The following is a 19,965-nucleotide window of genomic DNA, read 5'->3' on the forward strand; positions in this document are numbered from 1 at the left end:
GAAAAATTAAGATTTAAAAGAAATAGATAAATATGAAACGATTATTAGTATATATGTTGTCTGGAATGACGATTTTAGGCACTTCCTGCTCCGATTTTTTGGATACGGCTCCGTTGGATGCTCTGTCTCCGGCAACGACTTGGAAAACGGAAACAGATGCCGAAAAGTTTCTGATCGGTTGTTATGACGGTTGGGCCGATGAAACCGGTATTTTGTATTGGGACTGTGCTTCCGATTTCGGGTTTAACTTTCATGCTCATGAAGGATGGAGAGAGATCGGTGCCGGTACGATGAGTTCTACCGGTAATGTGGCTGATTATTATAGTTTCGGTATGATTCGCCGTTGTAATGACTTTATTAAGAATATCGAGGGTGTCGAGTTTGCGGATGCAAACAAGAAAAACGATATGATTGGACAAGTCAAGACCATCCGGGCTTACCAATATTTCACAAAGAACTGGTTGTATGGTGGTGTGCCTATCATCGATTCGTATGAAACAGCCGAAGAAGCTAAGGTCCCACGTAATACGGAAGAGGAAGTGAAGAAGTTCATTTATGATGAACTGGATGCTGCTATCCCGATGCTGAACGATGCACCGAAAGCCAGCGGTTATATCGCTAAGGGTACGGCGTTGGCTCTGAAGATGCGTACAGCCCTGTTCTATTCTGATTTTCAGTTGGCAAAGGATGCTGCCAAAGCTATAATGGATTTGGGACAGTATGAATTGGATCCGAGCTTTGAAAACCTCTTTATGATAGCTGGACAAAATTCGAAGGAAATCATTGCGGCTGTCCAGCACGATGAAAACCTGTATTCAAACTGGACAATTGCAACGATGTATAACAATGGAGATGGTGGTTGGTCTTCTATGGTGCCGACACAGAATCTGATTGATACGTATGAAATGAGTAACGGTTTGACAAAAGAAGAGGCTGGTAGTGGCTACGATGCAAAACATCCGTTTGCCAACCGTGACCCGCGTATGGCAATGACTGTTCTTTATCCGGGAATGGACTGGAACGGAAAGGTTTTGAACACATTGGATAAAATCGATCCGACGCTTGAAAAACCGGGAAATCCGAACAATGATGGTTCCAACAACTGTTCTAAGACCCGTCTGACATGGGCGAAATATTTAGCTCCGATGGATCAGTACAATGATGTTTGGGCTACCAATTGCCAACCGATCGTTTTCCGTTATGCGGAAGTCTTGTTGAGCTATGCGGAAGCGGAAAACGAGTTGAACGGACCGTCTGCCGAAGTTTACGGTATGCTGGATCAGATTCGTGAACGTGTCGGTATGCCGAAGGTAGACCGGAACAAGTATAGTTCGAAAGATAAGTTGCGCGAGTTGATCCGCCGTGAACGTGGTGTGGAATTAGCTGGTGAAGGTCTACGTCGTCAGGATATCATCCGTTGGAAAGACACCAGTGGTAAGATGGTGGCCGAAACGGTGATGAACACTGAATTGAGAGCGATCACTGGTACAATCGATTATGAAGAAAAGGATCCGACCAAACGTGCTGTCATTACAGGTAACGAGCTGATCGAAGAACGTGTGTTCAAGCCGTTCCACCGTTATCTGCCGATCAAGCAGGACTATATACGAAAGAATGATCGATTGAAGCAGAATGAAGGCTATTAATTAGGGACATTCAGTAAATGTCTTTAAAAACATAAAATGGCATATGAAGATGCATTGTTCATATCATCTCATATGCCATTTTTATTATCAATTTTTTCTCTCTGACCTAAAATCTTCTCCTTTCGGGCACGATGTTCCGGAAGAAGCCTGGGACTTCTTCTAATAGATTCTTTATACTTATGCTATGCAGCTCTCTTCTGTCTGTTTTTGATTTTATCAACCATCAATATGGCGTTTGCCGTATGTATTCCAAAGAAAATCCACAGGATTTCTGTTTTCCTGTTCCGTGCTTTGACTTTCGATAGCGAGTAATGCTGTTTTTGCGTACCGAAACTGCCTTCAAGCCTGGTGGCTCTTTCCCTTGAGAGTTCACTCCTGAGAACCTTCCTCACCCGCTCATCCTTCGCGGCCTTTCCCTTGCGTACAAAGGAGGTTGATATCCCATATTTTGTACAGAACTTCCTGTTGGCATTATTGGCGTATATGGAATCGGCGGCCACACACCTGACCCTTACATTCATCAACTTCTGATGCATACGGATACAATCCTTCAAGCGTATGCCCTCATTGAATGCCTTGAAAGAGACGTGCTCGATGAACGAGATCCCGTCTATCTGTATGTTATTAACCTTTGCGCCGAACTCTACAGATTTTACCTCCTTGCTCCTTACGATAGGGCGTACGTAATGACGGTCAATACTGACAATACGGTCACTGACCTTCCTGCCTTCAAAGAGTTCCTTTTCCTGTACAAGGACCTTTCTGATGATGGAAAGCCGCTTCTGATAATCCTGTGTATATGTGAGTGAAGAGGCGTATTCTCTGTGAATGTCATCCCGTTGTATGATGAGTTTTTCCAGGAGTCTGATCATGCGACGCCTCAGCATCCTTGTCCTTGAAGCCTTCCTCTTTCTTTTCTTGCAATAGGATAGATAGGATACCGCAACATCCGCATATTTGTTACGGGGACGCCTTATGCCGAGTTGCCCGCAATGTATGCGGATATGCCGGTAGAGCCATTCGATGCTTTCCCAAAGGAGCTTCATGTCCGTAGGGAAACGCATATGACTTTCATAGCATGTGGCATCGGTCATGCATACGTGAAGGTTCTCAAGATAAGGCTTCCAGTGTGAGGCAAGGATTTTCTGAAGGGAGTCGATGTCAAGACGGGATGCTATCTCATTACGGACAGCACTGATTATCTTGTAGTTCGTTATAGGGCAGGACGGGTCTATCATGATACCACAACTGATAGTGTATGTTTCCGTTAAGATGTTCTACCAATAACCTGTCAGAGAATCCGGTGTAAGCCTTCAGTACCATAAGGGCTATCTTCGCGGAAGGACTGAAACTGTTCCTGCGACCCAAGCGGGATTGTGAAAGGCCTATCTCTTTGGCTATGCTCTCGAACGGAAACACGGAATGAAGACTGCCAAGTTCACTCGCATGAAAACTCTTACGATATTTTTCCAGAATATCGAATTCTGTAAACCCTAAAGTAGGGTGAATTTCTGAAATATTTTGTATCTTCGCCATATCTTAGTGTGGATATTTCCCCCGTTTTGGCCGTCAAACCGTATTTTACGGGGGAATACCTAAAGATACAAAAAAGCCAACTAATTCGCAATACTTTTAGTATGAATTAGTTGGCTAATTTTATAGGATTTACTGAATATCCCTAATTAAATATTAGTATATTATATTCTTTATGGGAAGGGATATGTTGTAAAAAAGCAATATATCCCTTTCCTTTGTACAGAAAAACACTAAAATAGCATGAAGCATTATCGAATTTTCTCTTTTCTCTTATTATTCCTTTATGTCGCGTTAGGATATAGTTGCAATATGCCCTCTTCTTCCGGCCGGGAAGTCCTGGATATGAATACCGACTGGGCTTTTTACCGGGGAGAAGTGGCGGAGGGGAGCCAGGCGGATCTGGATGATTCCGGATGGATGCCTGTCGCCTTACCTCATATCATGCAACTGGAAACGAAACATTGCGGCGGAAACTCCATTTATGATGGGGTCGGTTGGTATCGCCGTTATTTCAAACTACCTGCAAAATATAAGGATAAACGGGTCGTCGTCTCCTTTGAAGGAGTGATGACGAATTGTGATGTTTATCTGAACGGTCAAAAAGTGACGGAACACCATGGCGGTTATATGGGATTCGTAGCAGACCTTACGGATCGTATCGATTGGAACGGAACGAATGTGCTGGCTGTCCGCGTGTCCGCCGAACCGGATCCGCTGACACCTCCGGGAAAGCCGCAAGATAAAATGGACTTTTACTATTATAGTGGAATTTATCGGGACGTCCGGATGGAGATTACCGATAAGATTTATATAACAGACCCTTTACAAGAAAACAAAGTCGCCGGTGGTGGTCAGTTCGTGACTTTCCCCGAAGTGACAAAAGATAAGGCGAGAACGCATATTGCCACACATATTCGGAATCTGACGGACAAAGATAAAGCGCTTTCCGTCTTCTCGCAACTGGTAGACTCGGCTGGCCGTGTCGTGGCGGAGGTGGAAACGCTGGTCACCTTGCAAAAGCAATCGGACGGGACGGTGGAGCAGGACCTTATTGTCAATCGACCGGCGTTATGGCATCCATATACGCCTAATCTCTATACCTTGCATACACAATTATTGTCGGAAGATAAAATCCTCGACGAGACAACTCGGAAGATCGGTATTCGTACGATCCGGTATACGGCAGAGGAAGGATTCTTTATCAACGGAGAAAAACTATATATGCGCGGAGCCAACCGCCATCAGGCTTTTGCCAATGTCGGGGATGCGGCTTCCAACTCGATGCAGGTACGGGATGTGATCGACCTGAAGCGGGGCGGTTACAATGCGGTTCGCGCCGCCCATTATCCCAGCGATCCGGCTTTCTTGGAAGCGTGCGATCGGTACGGGTTGCTGGTCGTGGAGTGCATTCCGGGCTGGCAGTTCTATAATCCGGATTCCACCTTTATTAAACGTTTGTATGAAATCGGGCGCCAGATGATCCGTCGTGACCGGAATCATCCTTCTGTCGTTCTTTGGGAAACGGCTTTGAACGAATCCCGTTATCCGGTCTCTTTGGCAAAAGAGATTTTTGAACTGTCTCATGCCGAATATCCGGGCGACCAGATGTACACGGCAGGCGATTATTTCGGGCATGCGGAGATGGAGCCTTATTATGATGTCTTTTATAAGCAAGTGTCCAAATTCCCGAAAGACGGGGATGTGATGAGTAATTATCCGGAAGATTTTATAGCGGTCAAGCCTTTGTTTACCCGTGAATGGGGTGATGGGGTCGGTGAAAAGCCGCGTGTCAGCTTGAAAGAAAATGAAGAAGAACAGATGCGCCAATGCCGTAGCCGTATCGATCAGTTGAACGGCAAAGGTTATTTCGATTGGTGCATGCTGGATGCCAATCCGCATATGGGTGGCCATTTCGTTTGGAGCTACAATGATTATGCACGGGGTAGCCAGGATGAAACGATGTATAGCGGGGTAGTGGATATCAACCGATATCCGAAATTCAGCTACTTTATGTTACAAAGTATGCGGGACAAATCGATCTCGGAGCCGGGGCTTTATAAAGGGCCTATGGTTCATATCGCATCTTATAATGCTTCCGGAGATTTCACATCGTCTACAACGGACATAACGGTTTTCTCCAATTGCGACGAAGTCCGGTTGTACCGCAATGACAAGTTGGTCGGAACGCAGACACGGGCAGAACGGACACCTCTGTATCGTTCAGTCGTTGAAAAGGGAGGCAGCCCTGTGTTCATTTTTAATGCCGGAGGGTATGAGGCCGGGACGTTAAAGGCGGAAGCGCTGGTTGGCGGGGAAGTGGTGGCAACGCATAGCGTGAGTACCCCCGAAGAAGCCGATCATCTGGTTGTGGATATCAAGACGGATGGCATTGTTCCAGTTGCCGACGGTTCGGATATGATCCCTGTTTACTTTAAGGTATGTGACAAGAATGGATCTTTGATTAACAACTCCGGTCAGGAAATCCGGATTCAGGTATCCGGCGAAGGAGTGTTGGTCGGGGACACGATCAGCCGCGTCGGCATCAATCCCCAAAAAGTGGAAGGAGGCGTTGGTTTCGCATTTGTTCGTACGACCCGGAAAGCCGGTAAGATTACGGTTAAAGCGATAGCGGAAGGCTTGTCCGCCGGTGAAGCCGAAATCAGCACGAAACCGTTTGAAGGAACTTATCTGCCGGATGGAAAACATAGCCGGTTTACCGGAAAGGAAGAAGATAATGCCGTGGTGAAACCTTCTTCCTGGCAGAAGCGCATTTTGGAGAAACCTCGTCTGAAAATCGCCTCGGTCCAGGTAGGAAGCAGCCAGAACGGATATCCGGCTTCACATATAATCGACAACGATGACCATACCTGGTGGATCGCCGGGGAAGACCGCTTGCCACAGGTGATAACATTGGTATTGGACCGTCCGACATACGTGGCTGCCAGCCGCATCCTTTTCCAGAAAGACAGTTCTTCCTATAAACATAAGGTGGAAACATCGCAGGATGGTGAGCGTTGGGAACTCCTATATGAACGCGAATGTACGGGTTGGGAATTTAAACCGATGACGGTCGACCGTGAAGTGAAATATGTCCGCCTGACGATCGAAAATGTTTCCGAAGGACGTGCCGGCCTGGGGGAATTCTCGCTCTATTAATATATATTAAAGTATAATACATCTAATCAGAATAGCATGAAAAGAATAGTATTTATGTTAGTAGTCCTGTTTTGCGGGACAAACCTTTTTGCACAAGACAAGCCGTTCGACATCGAGCATGCGCCGGCCCCTTTGTTCCGTTGTCCGATCTATGACGGCCCTACCGATCCGACGCTCGAATGGAATGCGGAACGGCAGGAATGGTGGATGTTCTACACCCAACGCCGTGCCAATGTCCCTAACTTGCAAGAGGTGGCATGTGTGTACGGAAGTAAGGTCGGGATCGCTGCTACTAAAAACAATGGTAAAAGCTGGTATTATGTCGGGACGGCGAACCTGCCGGAACCGATGCAGGGGCAGAGCACTTTCTGGGCTCCTGATGTGTTCAGGCATAAGGACACTTATTATATGATCGTTACCTTTATCCCCGGCATCCATCCTTTCTGGGGAGGCGATGCCCGGCTTGTCTTTTACAAAAGCAAGGATCTGATGAATTGGGATTTGGTGGAGGAAATAGAGGGTACACATGGTTGTATCGATGCTTCGGCGTTCCAGATGCCGGACGGAAGTTGGAAGATGTGGTACAAGACGCCCGACTCCAAAACGAATACGGGTGTGAGTAAGGATCTGACGACCTGGAAGGTAACCGGTAAATGTGAGATTGACGATGTCCCGCACGAAGGGCCGATTGTCTTTTATTGGAAGAATAAATATTGGAACATCATCGATGAATGCAACTTAGGATATGTAGGCTTGCATTGCTACGAATCGGACGATGCGGCTAACTGGACCTATAACTCGACAATCCTGAATAAGCCGGGCCTCCGTCCGGATGATTTCGACCAGGGAAGGCATTGCGATGTCGTTGTGATCGGCGACCGTGCCTTTATCTTCTATTTTACTCATCCGGGACGAACGTACAAAATGGACGGTATCGAAGTGGAAGAGAACACCTGGAATTATCATCGTGCTTCTATCCAGATAGCCGAGTTGGAATATGTGGATGGGAAGATCGTGTGTGACCGGGATAAGTATGCAAAGAAAGTTTCGTCACCCATCGAGAGAAAGAAAAAATAATGGCCGGATAAGGAGGGTTAAAGATGAAAATAGATCATTTATTAGTTATCTCGTTGGGGACAATCACCGGATTGGCTTCCTGTTCGTCCGGTCAGAAAGAAGAGGTGCAGAAACCGAATATCCTGATCCTGCTCGCGGACGATGCCGGATATGCGGATTTCGGGTTTATGGGATCGCCGGATATCCAGACTCCGAATATCGACCGTCTGTCTGCCGAAGGTTGTATCTTTACGGATGCTCATGTGGCGGCGACGGTGAGCAGTCCTTCCCGCTCGATGATGCTGACGGGCCGATACGGACAACGCTACGGATATGAATGTAACCTGGATAAGCAAGGCGACGGTATTCCTGACGATGAAGAACTGCTTCCGGCTCTATTGAAGCGGCATGACTATCGTACGGCCTGCATCGGTAAGTGGCATTTGGGATCTGAACCATCCCAACGGCCCAATGCGAAAGGCTTCGATACGTTCTACGGGCTTTTGGCCGGGCACCGTTCTTATTTCTATAATCCGGAAACCAGCGATAAAGACGGGAACCTGCAACAATATCAGTATAACGGGCAGAAGTTGTCTTTTAACGGTTATTTTACCGACGAACTGGCTTCCAAGGCGCAGCAGTTCATTATGGAAAGCAACCAACCGTTTATGCTTTATATGTCCTTTACCGCTCCCCATTCTCCTAATGAAGCGACGGCGGAAGACTTGGCGCGTTTTGAAGGGCAACCCCGCCAGAAATATGCAGCTATGATGTATGCGTTGGACCGTGGTGTCGGCAAGATCGTGGACGAATTGAAAGCGGCTGGCAAGTTCGATAATACGATTATCTTCTTTTTGAGCGACAATGGCGGATCGACTACAAACCAATCGTCAAACCTTCCGCTCAAAGGTTTCAAAGGAAATAAGTTCGAAGGCGGACAACGGGTTCCGTTCTTTGTCGTTTGGGGCGATCGCTTCAAATGCGACCAGCGTTTCACCGGACTGACTTCTTCCCTGGACATTTTTGCCACGGTGGTAGATGCATTGGGTATTCCGGAAGAAGGGTTGCACAAGCCGGTCGACGGTGTCTCCTTATTGCCGTATCTTTCCGGGAAAAAAGCGGGTAATCCGCATGATGCCTTATTTTGGCGTAAGATGGATACCCGTGCCATCCGTTCCGGTTCATACAAGCTGATCATTACTCGTGGTGTCGATTCAGTCCTGTATAATATGGATCAGGATGTGGAAGAGATGCACGACCTTTTATCTTCCGAACCGGAAAAAGCACAGGAACTCATGGAGCAATTGAGCGAATGGGAGCAGACCTGTTGTAAAGACCCTCTTTGGATAGAAGAAGGCTGGGCCGAAATCACAAACGGCCTGCATGAACGTTTAATGAAAAACGAGATACGGACGGCGCAGGATCTTTGAAAGAAAAAGCCTCGACATAAAGTCGAGGCTTTTTTTATGGATAAATTGTATCTTTGCACCCATAAAAGAGAAAAAATATGATTTCGGTTGAAGGACTAACAGTTGAGTTTGGCGGGTTTACGCTTTTTGATGATGTTTCGTTTGTGGTAAATAAGAAGGATCGTATCGCATTGGTGGGAAAAAACGGTGCGGGCAAATCGACGATGCTGAAAATATTTGCCGGATTGCAATCGCCTACATCCGGTACGGTCAGTGTGCCGAAGGAGACGACCATCGGTTATCTTCCCCAGCAAATGAAGCTGGCGGATACACAGACGGTGCGCGAAGAGGCTGAACACGCTTTTGAACATATCCATGAGATGGAAAAAGAGATAGAGCGCCTGAGCCTCCAACTGGCCGAACGAACCGATTATGAGACGGAATCGTATCAGAACCTCATAGACCGTGTCACGCATCTGACGGAACATTTCCAGATGATGGGCGGAAACAACTACCATGCCGAGCTGGAACGGACGTTGATCGGGTTGGGGTTCAGCCGTGAAGATTTTGACCGCCCCACCTCCGAGTTCAGCGGGGGATGGCGTATGCGTATCGAGCTTGCCAAACTTCTGCTCCGTAAGCCGGATGTCCTGTTGCTCGACGAACCGACCAACCATTTGGATATCGAGTCCATCCAGTGGCTTGAAAACTTCATTGCGACACGTGCCAATGCGGTTATCCTGGTTTCCCATGACCGGGCGTTTATCGATAATACCACTTTTCGTACGATCGAGATCGAACTCGGAAGCATATATGACTATAAAGTAAAATATTCCGAATATGTAGAATTGCGCAAAGAGCGTCGAGAACAACAGCTTCGTGCTTTTGAAAACCAACAGAAGAAATTGGCCGATACGGAGGCTTTCATCGAACGTTTCCGGTATAAGGCTACCAAATCCGTGCAGGTGCAGTCTCGTATCAAACAATTGGAAAAGGTAGAACGTATCGAGGTGGATGATGTGGATACCGCCATGCTGAGCTTGAAGTTTCCACCTGCACCCCGTTCCGGTTCTTATCCGGTGATTGCGGAAGAGGTAGCCAAGCGTTATGGCGACCATCTGATCTTCGAGCATGCCACCTTTACCATCAATCGCGGGGACAAAGTCGCTTTTGTCGGAAAGAACGGCGAAGGCAAGTCCACATTGGTCAAATGTATAATGGGCGAGATCACCGACTTCACCGGAAAGCTCCAGTTAGGGCACAATGTGAAGATCGGCTACTTTGCACAAAACCAGGCGCAATTGCTGGATGAGAATATGACCGTTTTCGACACGATCGACTATGTTGCCCAAGGTGATATCCGCCTGAAGATACGGGACATCTTAGGTGCTTTCATGTTCGGGGGAGAGGCTTCGGATAAGAAAGTGAAGGTGCTTTCCGGGGGTGAGAAGACCCGTCTGGCTATGATCCGCCTGCTGCTGGAACCCGTGAACCTGTTGATCCTCGATGAGCCGACCAACCATTTGGATATGCGTTCGAAGGATGTGCTGAAAGATGCATTGAAAGAGTTCGACGGTACGGTTATCGTTGTCTCGCATGACCGTGAATTTCTGGATGGGCTGGTGGATAAGGTCTACGAATTCGGGAATAAACGGGTGATCGAGCATTTGGGGGGAATTTATGATTTCCTGGAGCATAAAAAGATGGATAGCTTGCGCGAATTGGAACGTTCCACACAAGTCGCTGCCTCGATGGAAGGAACCGTTTCGGAACCGACCCAAAACAAGCTTTCATACGAAGCCCGCAAGGAACAGAGCAAGGCAATCAAGAAAATTGAAAAAGCGATAGCCGAATCCGAAAAGAAAATCACGGAGCTCGAAAACTCCATTGCTGCTATCGAGGCCAAGCTGGCCACTCCGGAAGGGGCGGCGGATGCTTCCTTATACACCGAGTATTCAGAATTGAAGAAGAACCTTTCCGGCACGATGGATCTTTGGGCGGAACAGACGATGGAGCTGGAAGAACTGAATGCAGAGGCGAACGGTTGACGATTTTGCAGACATAGGCAGGCGATGGAAATTCCCTGCCTATTGGTCTCGTATCCGATGCCTATCCGTTTGAAATCCGATGCAGAGGAAATTTGTGTTTGTTGCCGACGTATTATGGGAAATTCTTCCTACCTTTGCCTACTTAAAACTAAAAAACACAAACTTAATTCTTGCGCTATGTTAACTCAGATTATAAATGGCAAGATCCTTACCCCACAGGGCTGGTTGAAAGACGGTTCTGTTCTGATAAGCGATAACAAGATTCTAGAAGTGACGAACTGCGATCTGGCAGTGGTAGGAGCCACTTTGATAGACGCTAAAGGCATGTACATCGTGCCTGGCGGAGTAGAAATCCATGTCCACGGCGGTGGAGGCCGTGACTTTATGGAAGGAACCGAAGAAGCGTTCCGGGTAGCCGTGGCCGCTCATATGCAACATGGCACGACCAGTATTTTCCCCACATTGTCTTCTTCAACCATCCCGATGATCCGGGAGGCGGCTGCTACCACTGAAAAGTTGATGGCCGAAAAAGACAGTCCTGTCCTCGGGCTTCATTTGGAAGGGCATTACTTCAATATGAAGATGGCCGGCGGACAATTACCTGAAAATATCAAGAATCCTGACCCGGAAGAATATATCCCCTTGCTGGAAGAAACGCATTGCATCAAGCGTTGGGACGCGGCTCCCGAGCTGCCTGGCGCCATGCAATTCGGTAAATACATCACATCGAAAGGCGTGCTGGCGGCTGTCGGCCATACGCAAGCCGAGTATGATGATATTCAGACCGCCTACGAAGCCGGATACACACATGCGACACATTTCTACAACGCAATGCCCGGTTTCCACAAGCGTCGCGAGTATAAATATGAAGGCACGGTGGAAAGCATCTACCTGATCGACGATATGACGGTCGAGGTGGTTGCTGACGGTATCCATGTGCCTCCTACGATTCTTCGCTTAGTTTATAAGATCAAAGGCGTGGAACGCACGTGCCTGATCACCGATGCACTGGCCTGTGCCGCAAGCGATAGCCAAACGGCGTTCGACCCGCGTGTGATCATCGAAGACGGGGTTTGCAAGCTGGCTGACCGTTCTGCGCTCGCCGGTAGTGTTGCGACGATGGACCGCCTGATCCGTACGATGGTTCAGAAAGCTGAAATACCGTTGGAAGATGCCATACGCATGGCTTCCGAAACGCCTGCCCGCTTGATGGGCGTTTACGACCGTAAAGGTTCTTTGCAACGAGGTAAGGATGCCGACATCCAGATACTGGATAAGGACTTGAACGTCCGTGCTGTTTGGGCGATGGGTAAATTGGTGGAAGGAACGAATAAACTGTTTTGATTTATGCTGACACAAATAATAAATGGCCAGATCCTTACCCCGCAGGGGTGGTTGAAGGATGGCTCCGTATTGATTAGCGACGGGAAGATTTTGGAAGTGACGAATAGCGACCTGGCTGTTATCGGTGCTAAGGTGGTAGACGCCAAGGGAATGTATATCGTTCCCGGTTTCGTAGCCATGAACGTGCATGGTGGTGGTGGTCACGACTTTAAGGAATGCACGGAAGAGGCTTTCCAAAGTGCGATTGCCGCCCACATGAAACACGGTGCGACGACTCTTTTCCCCACTTTGTCTTCTTCTTCTAAAGATTCGATCTGCAAAGCGGTCTCCATCTGTGAGAAACTGATGGCGGAAAAGGACGGTCCTGTGTTGGGGCTTCATGTCGAAGGACCGTATCTGAATGCCAAGATGGCTGGTAGTTTGTACGAAGTGAAAGATCCGGACAAGGACGAATATATGTCTATCCTGGAAAGCACGAATTGCATTAAGCGTTGGGATTCCAGTCCGGAGTTGCCGGGTGCGCATGATTTCGCCCGTTATCTCAGGTCAAAAGGTATTTTGGCGGCCATTACGCATACGGAAGCCGAATTTGGGGATATCAAGGAGGCTTATGCCGCCGGCTTTACCCATGCGGCACAGTTCTACAATGCAATGCCCGGCTTCCACAAGCGCCGTGAATATAAATACGAAGGAACGGTGGAAAGCGTATTCTTGATGGACGATATGACGGTTGAAGTGATTGCTGATGGCAAACATTTGCCTTCTACGATTCTTCGCTTAGTGTATAAGCTGAAAGGTGTGGAACGTACGTGCCTGGTGACCGATGCGTTGTCTTATGCCGCGAGCGATGTGAAACCGGCGGGAGATTCGCGTATAATTATTGAAGACGGCGTTTGCAAGCTGGCCGACCATTCTTCGCTTGCCGGAAGTATCGCAACGATGGATGTACTGGTTCGTACCATGGTTCAGAAAGCCAATATCCCTTTGGCCGATGCCGTCCGCATGGCTTCCGAAACTCCGGCGCGCCTGATGGGAGTATCCGATCGTACGGGTACGTTGCAACGCGGTAAAGACGCCGATATCATTATCATGGACCGCAACCTGGCTGTCCGTGCCGTTTGGTCGATGGGTAATTTGGTTCCGGCTGCCAATACGTTGTTTTAAGAAATAATGAGCCAATTGGATAATGTGCCGATATGCCGATAGAAGAAAATGATGACTTATAGATGTCCCCTTGTCTCTATTCTTTTGCCGTCTGCTTCAGCAGACGGTATGAAGAATATCTATGTGGTTTTTCCGGAATCCTCTATCACTCTATCACACTTTTCTTTGTAAGTATTGATAAACATGATGTGCAAGGTGTGATAGATACCGGATTCATGTATCACACCTGTGTCACACATCTATCACACGCTATCTATGTTTTGGGGATAGATATAATCTTTTGTTGTATGGTAAGTATCTTATTTGCAATGTATTAGTATAAAATTATTCTCTACATCCGGGTGTAGCCGTCCCGGACATCCGGATGTAGAGAACTGCAACATCCGGGTGTAGAAAGCCCGAAGATGGGGGTGTTTCTGAACATTTCTGCTTGTTTTCCGCTCTTTTCCTGCTTGTTTTCTGCAAAAAAGTACCTGATGTTGATGAAATAACCTCCTCATAAATGTATATCGGCACGTTTCCTTTTGGAACGATACAAGCTTCCTGTTTCATTTTTATAAGCCTGGCATCCATGTTTTATATCGGTAAATCATCGCTTATGATCCAAACCTGTCCCAATCCGTATTATCTATATTTCCTATAATTGTATTGATTTTTTAAATGATCTGTAAAGCGATAATCGTTTATTAATTGTTATATTTGTGATTCAAGTTACGATAATATACTAAATCAAGAATTAAACATGAAAACAGACCTTAGTTCGCAGATTACCCTGACGCGAATACCGCAACGGTATTATCGCCCGGAAAATGCTTTTGAGCATTCAGTTTTAACCCGTCTGGAAAAGATCCCGACAAACATCTACAAATCGGCCGATGAAGGCTCGTTTGCTATCGCTAAGGAGATAGCGGATCAGATTCGTAAGAAGCAGGAAATCGGCGAAAATTTTGTGATGGCGATTCCCGGAGGCCGTTCTCCGTTGAGCGTATATAAGGAGTTGATCCGTATGCATAAGGAAGAACAATTGAGCTTCCGCAACGTGATTGTTTTTGTAGAATATGAATTTTATCCCCTTGCGTCTCCTTCAGCCGGCAATGTGGCACAATTGAAAGAGGCTTTGTTGGATCATATCGATATTGCTCCCGAAAATATTTATGCTCCCGACGGATGTATGCCGAAAGATGCCATCATCGACTTCTGCCGGATGTACGAAGAAAACATCCAGAAGGTGGGTGGTTTGGATTATATCCTGTTGGGTGTCGGACATGCGAGCAACATTATGTTCAACGGCGTAGGGGCTACTTTGAGCTCACGCACCCGTCTGGTCCTGTTGGAAGGGGCAGCCCGCAAAGAGGCTTCCCGTACATTCCCGTCACTGGACAATGTACCGGCAGGAGTAATCACGATGGGTATCGCTACCATGATGAAGGCACGTAATGTGATCCTGATGGCATGGGGCGAAGATAAAGCGAAGATTATCGCTAAAACGGTGGAAGGCAAAGTGAGCGATGCTGTTCCTTCTTCTTATTTGCAGAACCATACGAATGCGAAAGTCGTTGTCGATTTGTCTGCCGCTTACGATCTGACACGCATTAGCCATCCCTGGTTGGTTACCAATTGTGAATGGGATAACAAGCTGATCCGCCGTGCAATCGTTTGGTTGTGCCAGATGACTGGCAAACCGATCCTGAAACTGACTAACAAGGATTATAGCGAAAACGGCCTGGGCGAATTGCTTGCCTTGTACGGATCGGCCTATAATGTGAATATCAGAGTATTCAACGATATCCAGCACACCATCACCGGATGGCCGGGTGGAAAGCCGAACGCCGACGATTCAAACCGTCCCGAACGCGCTACTCCGTATCCGAAGAAAGTGATTATCTTCAGTCCGCACCCGGATGACGATGTGATCTCGATGGGCGGTACGTTCCATCGCCTGTGCGAACAGCATCACGATGTGCATGTCGCTTACGAGACTTCCGGTAATATTGCCGTAGGGGATGAAGAAGTGATCCGTTATTGCGAATATCTGCGCGACGTTTGCGATAAATATACAAAAGACGAAGCGGTTAAGAAGAAAGCCGAAGAAATCATTCATTTCCTCCGGTACGAAAAGGTGGAAGGTGAAGCTGAAAAGCGAGACGTCCTCTTTATGAAAGGCACGATCCGCCGGGAAGAAGCCCGTGCCGGCGCCCGATATAGCGGAATCAAGAATGACGATCATATCCATTTCCTCGACCTGCCTTTCTATGAAACCGGTTTGGTGAAAAAGAACGACCTGAGCGAGGCTGATATCGCCATCGTGAAAAAGTTGTTGATGGATGTGAAGCCCGATGAGATGTTTGTAGCCGGTGACCTTGCCGACCCGCATGGAACCCACCGTGTATGTCTGAATGCCGTGCTGGCTGCTCTCGACGAACTGAAGGATGAAGAATGGCTGAAGAATTGCCGTATCTGGATGTATCGCGGGGCTTGGGCCGAATGGGAAATGGATCATGTGGAAATGGCCGTTCCTATCTCTCCTGAAGAGTTGCGCCACAAGAGAAATGCAATCCTGAAACACCAGTCTCAGGCTGAAAGCGCACCGTTCCTCGGCGACGACGAACGCTTGTTCTGGCAACGTGCCGAAGATCGTAACCGGGCTACTGCCGAACTCTATCACCAGTTGGGCCTTGCCTCTTATGAAGCGATGGAAGCATTCGTACAATATGTCCCGGTTCGATAAGCGAATCGGATTGTAATAAAAAAGCGAGGGCGGCTCGAATAATCGGGCCGCCCTCTTGTTGTTGTTTAATATATGAATTAGTAAGTAGTTCCCTGGAAAACGTTGGAGTCTGAATAAGGAAGCAATGTTCCGTTCATCGTCAGGTCGTTTCCTGAGAAGTTCGGGTCTACGGTGACCATCGCATTGTTGGTTCCGCTGTATAGTACCAGGTTTACGGTTGCAGAGATAAAGATACCCTGTACGCTCATGGACAGATATACGTTTCCGTTATTTTCCTGTTTGACCTGTACATTGGATGCTGAACCTTGTACGGTGATGCCGCCTAATCCGTTAGGACCGGGATAGGGAGAGTTGGATGCGATCTGAACCATAGCCTGTCCGTCGTTCAACGAAACGAAGTTTGTGTTTGAGTTTACATAGTAAACACGTCCGTTCAACGGTTGTACGGAGTTGGCTTCCAAAACGAACGATTGGTTTGTGATAGCCTGCATAGCATTGTTAAATGCTTCTTCGCCCATAACGGCGTCTTTGGCTAATCTTTCTTCTTTTTTCTCTTTTCTTTCCTGCTTTTTTTCAGCTTTCTCTGCGGCTTTACTTGTTTGAGCCTGCACATGTGTCATACCACCCAACATAAGGGTGAAGATCACCATCATAGATACAATTCTTTTCATACGACTTAGTTTAAAACGTTTATTCAAAAATGTAATAAAAGAACAAGCAGATAGAGGAAATGTTTAAAATCCCTCGTATTTTTGTGGAGATAATAATCGTTTGATATGAAAATAGATGTTTGTTTTTCGCCGGCATTATATCCGGTCTATCATAATCCGGAAGCTATCGTAGTGGTCGTGGATGTATTCCGTGCAACGACGACGATGGCCGCCGCTTTTAGTAATGGAGTTCGCACTATCCGCCCGGTCGCTACCGTCGAAGAAGCCGAGGCGTATAAGGCAAAAGGCTGGCTGGTTGGAGCGGAACGGAATGTGAAACGTTGTGATTTTGCCGATTTCGGTAATTCCCCGTTCGACTATACGCCCGAAAAGGTTTCCGGGAAAGACCTTGTGTTCACCACTACCAACGGTACACGTGCGATTACGATCGCTAAATCCGCCTTCCGGGTGGTAACGGGAGCTTTCATCAATCTGGAGGCGGTGGCCGGCTATTGTGCCGGGCATAAGCGGGATGTAGTCGTGCTCTGTTCCGGCTGGCAGGATAAGGTGAATATAGAAGATACGCTTTTCGGCGGAGCTTTGACGGATGTGTTGCTGGACACCGGCCTGTATGAACCGGGTAGCGATGCGGCCATCATTGCCCGTGATATGTGGACGCATAATAAGGAGAACCTGCTTGCTTACCTGGCTCCGACGGATCATGTGGCGCGCCTCAGGGCAAACCACCTCGAAGATGCCGTACCCTATTGCCTGACTTTGAGCATTACGGACAAGGTGCCCGAACTTTCGATAGAGGGAGATACATTAATATTACACTGAAAAGATATGGAAGATATGGAAAAATATACCCGAAAAGTGCGTTTTGGAGTAGTCGGAACCAACTTTATAACCGACTGGGTGATTGCCGGGGCACGGCAGGACGACCGTTTTGAACTGGTTGCCGTCTATTCCCGCAAGCAGGAGACGGCGGATGCTTTTGCCGCCAAACATCAGATACCTTATACTTTCACCTCTCTGGAAGAGATGGCGGAAAGTCCGCTGATCGATGCGGTGTATATCGCATCGCCTAATTCCCTTCATGCGGAGCAGAGTGTCTTATGTATGAAGCATGGAAAGCACGTGCTCTGTGAGAAACCTTTCGCCTCGAACGCGCGGGAAGTGAGGGAGATGATCGCCGCCTCTGAGAAATATAATGTTACGTTGATGGAGGCGATGAAACCGACTCTTACCCCGAACTTCCGTTCTGTGCGGGAGAACCTGGGACGCTTGGGTACGGTGCGCCGTTATTTCGCCTGTTATTGTCAATATTCTTCCCGCTATGATAAGTTCAAGGAAGGAGTCGTGCTGAACGCTTTCAAGCCGGAACTCTCGAACGGGGCGATGATGGATATCGGGATTTATACGGTTTATCCGATGGTCGTTTTGTTCGGGCGCCCGAAAAAGATCGATGCTTCCGGTATCGTCCTTTCGTCCGGCGCGGACGGGCAGGGGGCTGTCAATTTTGAATATGACGGGATGAATGCGACTGTCCTCTATTCCAAGATCGCCAATTCTTCCCTGCCTACGGAGATACAGGGGGAAGAGGGAAACCTGACACTCGACCGGATCAATATAATCGGAGAGGTGAAATATACGCCCCGCTTAGCCGCCGCTTCCGGTAAAGGCCCTTCGGCCGAACCTCAGGATATAAGCGCGGTGACGGACAAGGATGAATATTATTATGAGGTGGCGGAGTTTATCGACCTGGTTCTGTCCGGCAGACGCCAATCGGCGGTTAACAGCCACGAAAACTCCCTCATCACGCTGGAAATCATCGATGAGGTGCGCCGCCAGTTAGGGATTCGATATCCTGCGGATCAATGACCTGCAGGACGGGGGAGGGACGGTGCCCTTTTGCCATTCAGGTATGGCTGAGATCAATATTCCCGAAGGAAATACCGCATCAGGAACTCCCAGTTCTCGTGGACGATCGCCTTGCTACGTTCCTCACCGACCAGGCTCTTCGCCTGCGCATCGGCTAACATGCCTTTTTCTTCCAATATTCTCAGCAGATACGGACTGCATTGCCGGATCATGAAGAAGGACAACCCTTGGGCTTCCGCCTTTTTCTGATCGTAGAAAGGATTGTTTTCGTCTTTGATATATTCAACGCCGGTGGTCAAGACTTGCAGGCCTTCTTCAGGAGTGGCGTAAACGGCAAATTTCCGGGGGGCAGAATCGTCTGTCGCCCCTTCCGTATCGATACCGGCCTTCGTCAGGAAATCCAGAAACTCCTGCTTGTTATGGAAATATAGGAGTGCTTTGCCTTCTGCCATGGCCGTGAATTTCTCGAAATGCCCGGCCAGCTTTTTCTCACTCTCTTCGGATATTGGCTCTTTGAAAGCCTGTGCTTTTTCGCCTTCTTCAACGAACAGGCTGTGATCCGGATGGTCTGCCGGAAGGATCAGTGAAAGCCATTTGGGAGCCGTGTAAGCCAGGAAAGCGCTTTTTGAAATATGTGCCAGCGAGTCGTGGATGACCATGACAAACAGGTCGTCTTTACCTTCCATCTGTTTCCAGTATTCCTTGACAGTATCCGTCAGTTCTTGTTGTGAATCGGTGAACAGATAACATTGGTAGTGGAACCAGTAGAGCAACTCGTTGTACTTGGCTACATCCTCATAACGGGTTTCCGGAGCAAAGAGCTGTTGCATCCTTTCGTTCTCCGGTGCGGTCGTCCATTCGTCGCAAAACATCTTGTAGATCAAACTGGCCGTATCACCATTGGCGGCATTATCGGGACTGACGAATGTGCTTTTGCGGAATCCGTGATACTGCTGGGTGTAATGCCAGAGCAGGAACCGGATATCTTCGTAGTTGACTTCGTCATCGTAATAATGGTCGTCGGGCGTATAAAACGGCAGAAATTTACCGTATAAGGCTTTGTGTTCCGTGATGAACGAGCGCCAGATATTCAGGCCGGAAATCACATCTTCAAAATAAGCAGCCATACGTATACAGATCTGATTAACCTCGTCCTTCTCAAAAGAATAGGCGAGACGTGTTTCTTCCAGCATACTGTAAATGCGGTTTGCTATATTGGTATAATAGAGGTCTGTCGGATCTGACTGTTTATAAGGATGCAATTGCATCCAATCTTTCGGGTAAATTTTAATATTCTTCATATTATAAGATTATTCGTGCTCAATTAAGCAACTATTTTGAGGC

General features: G+C 47.8%; 13 protein-coding genes and 1 pseudogene. 10 read left to right on the forward strand and 4 right to left on the reverse strand.

Features of this window, described 5'->3' with window-relative positions:
* Window positions 1–32 precede the first annotated feature (32 nt).
* Window positions 33–1,646, forward strand: a complete 1,614-nt coding sequence (locus ACPYIV_RS01935) for a RagB/SusD family nutrient uptake outer membrane protein (protein ID WP_293734450.1) — start codon at window positions 33–35, stop codon at window positions 1,644–1,646.
* Window positions 1,647–1,828: 182 nt separating this feature from the next.
* Here the strand turns inward: ACPYIV_RS01935 and ACPYIV_RS01940 are convergent.
* Window positions 1,829–3,182 (reverse strand): annotated as a pseudogene (locus ACPYIV_RS01940) (transposase).
* A 240-nt stretch (window positions 3,183–3,422) separates the two neighbouring features.
* Between ACPYIV_RS01940 and ACPYIV_RS01945 the strand changes: the two are divergent.
* The 6 genes from ACPYIV_RS01945 to nagA (ACPYIV_RS01970) all read left to right on the forward strand — a co-directional run bounded on the left by ACPYIV_RS01945 (window position 3,423) and on the right by nagA (ACPYIV_RS01970) (window position 13,359).
* Window positions 3,423–6,338: a glycoside hydrolase family 2 TIM barrel-domain containing protein gene (locus tag ACPYIV_RS01945; RefSeq protein WP_425885264.1), complete on the forward strand. Its 2,916-nt coding sequence runs from the start codon at window positions 3,423–3,425 to the stop codon at window positions 6,336–6,338.
* A 36-nt stretch (window positions 6,339–6,374) separates the two neighbouring features.
* Window positions 6,375–7,415 (forward strand): hypothetical protein, encoded by a 1,041-nt coding sequence (locus ACPYIV_RS01950; protein WP_425885266.1) that lies wholly within the window; start codon window positions 6,375–6,377, stop codon window positions 7,413–7,415.
* Between the two features lie 23 nt (window positions 7,416–7,438).
* On the forward strand, window positions 7,439–8,824 hold the full coding sequence (locus ACPYIV_RS01955; RefSeq protein ID WP_425885268.1) for a sulfatase family protein: 1,386 nt from the start codon (window positions 7,439–7,441) through the stop codon (window positions 8,822–8,824).
* 77 nt (window positions 8,825–8,901) lie between these two features.
* Window positions 8,902–10,851: an ABC-F family ATP-binding cassette domain-containing protein gene (locus tag ACPYIV_RS01960; RefSeq protein ID WP_425885270.1), complete on the forward strand. Its 1,950-nt coding sequence runs from the start codon at window positions 8,902–8,904 to the stop codon at window positions 10,849–10,851.
* Window positions 10,852–11,028: 177 nt separating this feature from the next.
* Entirely contained in the window at window positions 11,029–12,195 is a 1,167-nt protein-coding gene (gene nagA / locus ACPYIV_RS01965; protein WP_425885272.1) for an N-acetylglucosamine-6-phosphate deacetylase, read from the forward strand.
* A gap of 3 nt (window positions 12,196–12,198) precedes the next feature.
* Window positions 12,199–13,359 (forward strand): N-acetylglucosamine-6-phosphate deacetylase, encoded by a 1,161-nt coding sequence (gene nagA, locus ACPYIV_RS01970; protein ID WP_293734456.1) that lies wholly within the window; start codon window positions 12,199–12,201, stop codon window positions 13,357–13,359.
* A gap of 324 nt (window positions 13,360–13,683) precedes the next feature.
* On the opposite strand, the gene ACPYIV_RS01975 is transcribed toward nagA (ACPYIV_RS01970), so the two are convergent.
* Window positions 13,684–13,932, reverse strand: coding sequence for a hypothetical protein (locus ACPYIV_RS01975; protein WP_301847632.1), 249 nt, complete (start codon window positions 13,930–13,932; stop codon window positions 13,684–13,686).
* Between the two features lie 169 nt (window positions 13,933–14,101).
* Between ACPYIV_RS01975 and ACPYIV_RS01980 the strand changes: the two genes are divergently transcribed.
* Window positions 14,102–16,087, forward strand: coding sequence for a glucosamine-6-phosphate deaminase (locus ACPYIV_RS01980; protein WP_293734757.1), 1,986 nt, complete (start codon window positions 14,102–14,104; stop codon window positions 16,085–16,087).
* A gap of 77 nt (window positions 16,088–16,164) precedes the next feature.
* Here the strand turns inward: ACPYIV_RS01980 and ACPYIV_RS01985 are convergent, their stop codons facing one another.
* Window positions 16,165–16,758: a DUF4251 domain-containing protein gene (locus ACPYIV_RS01985; protein WP_186928128.1), complete on the reverse strand. Its 594-nt coding sequence runs from the start codon at window positions 16,756–16,758 to the stop codon at window positions 16,165–16,167.
* Between the two features lie 105 nt (window positions 16,759–16,863).
* Here ACPYIV_RS01985 and ACPYIV_RS01990 point away from each other — a divergent pair, with 105 nt between their 5' ends.
* Both ACPYIV_RS01990 and ACPYIV_RS01995 read left to right on the forward strand, forming a co-directional pair.
* A complete protein-coding gene (locus ACPYIV_RS01990) occupies window positions 16,864–17,577 on the forward strand; it encodes a 2-phosphosulfolactate phosphatase (RefSeq protein WP_293738891.1) in 714 nt (237 codons plus the stop codon).
* A 15-nt stretch (window positions 17,578–17,592) separates the two neighbouring features.
* Complete coding sequence (locus ACPYIV_RS01995) at window positions 17,593–18,621, forward strand: Gfo/Idh/MocA family protein (protein ID WP_425886486.1); 1,029 nt, start codon at window positions 17,593–17,595, stop codon at window positions 18,619–18,621.
* Between the two features lie 53 nt (window positions 18,622–18,674).
* On the opposite strand, the gene ACPYIV_RS02000 is transcribed toward ACPYIV_RS01995, so the two are convergent.
* Entirely contained in the window at window positions 18,675–19,922 is a 1,248-nt protein-coding gene (locus ACPYIV_RS02000) for a DUF3843 family protein (RefSeq protein WP_425885276.1), read from the reverse strand.
* Window positions 19,923–19,965: the final 43 nt, after the last annotated feature.

Source organism: Parabacteroides vesiculifaciens (assembly GCF_049860805.1).
Lineage (GTDB): Bacteria > Bacteroidota > Bacteroidia > Bacteroidales > Tannerellaceae > Parabacteroides.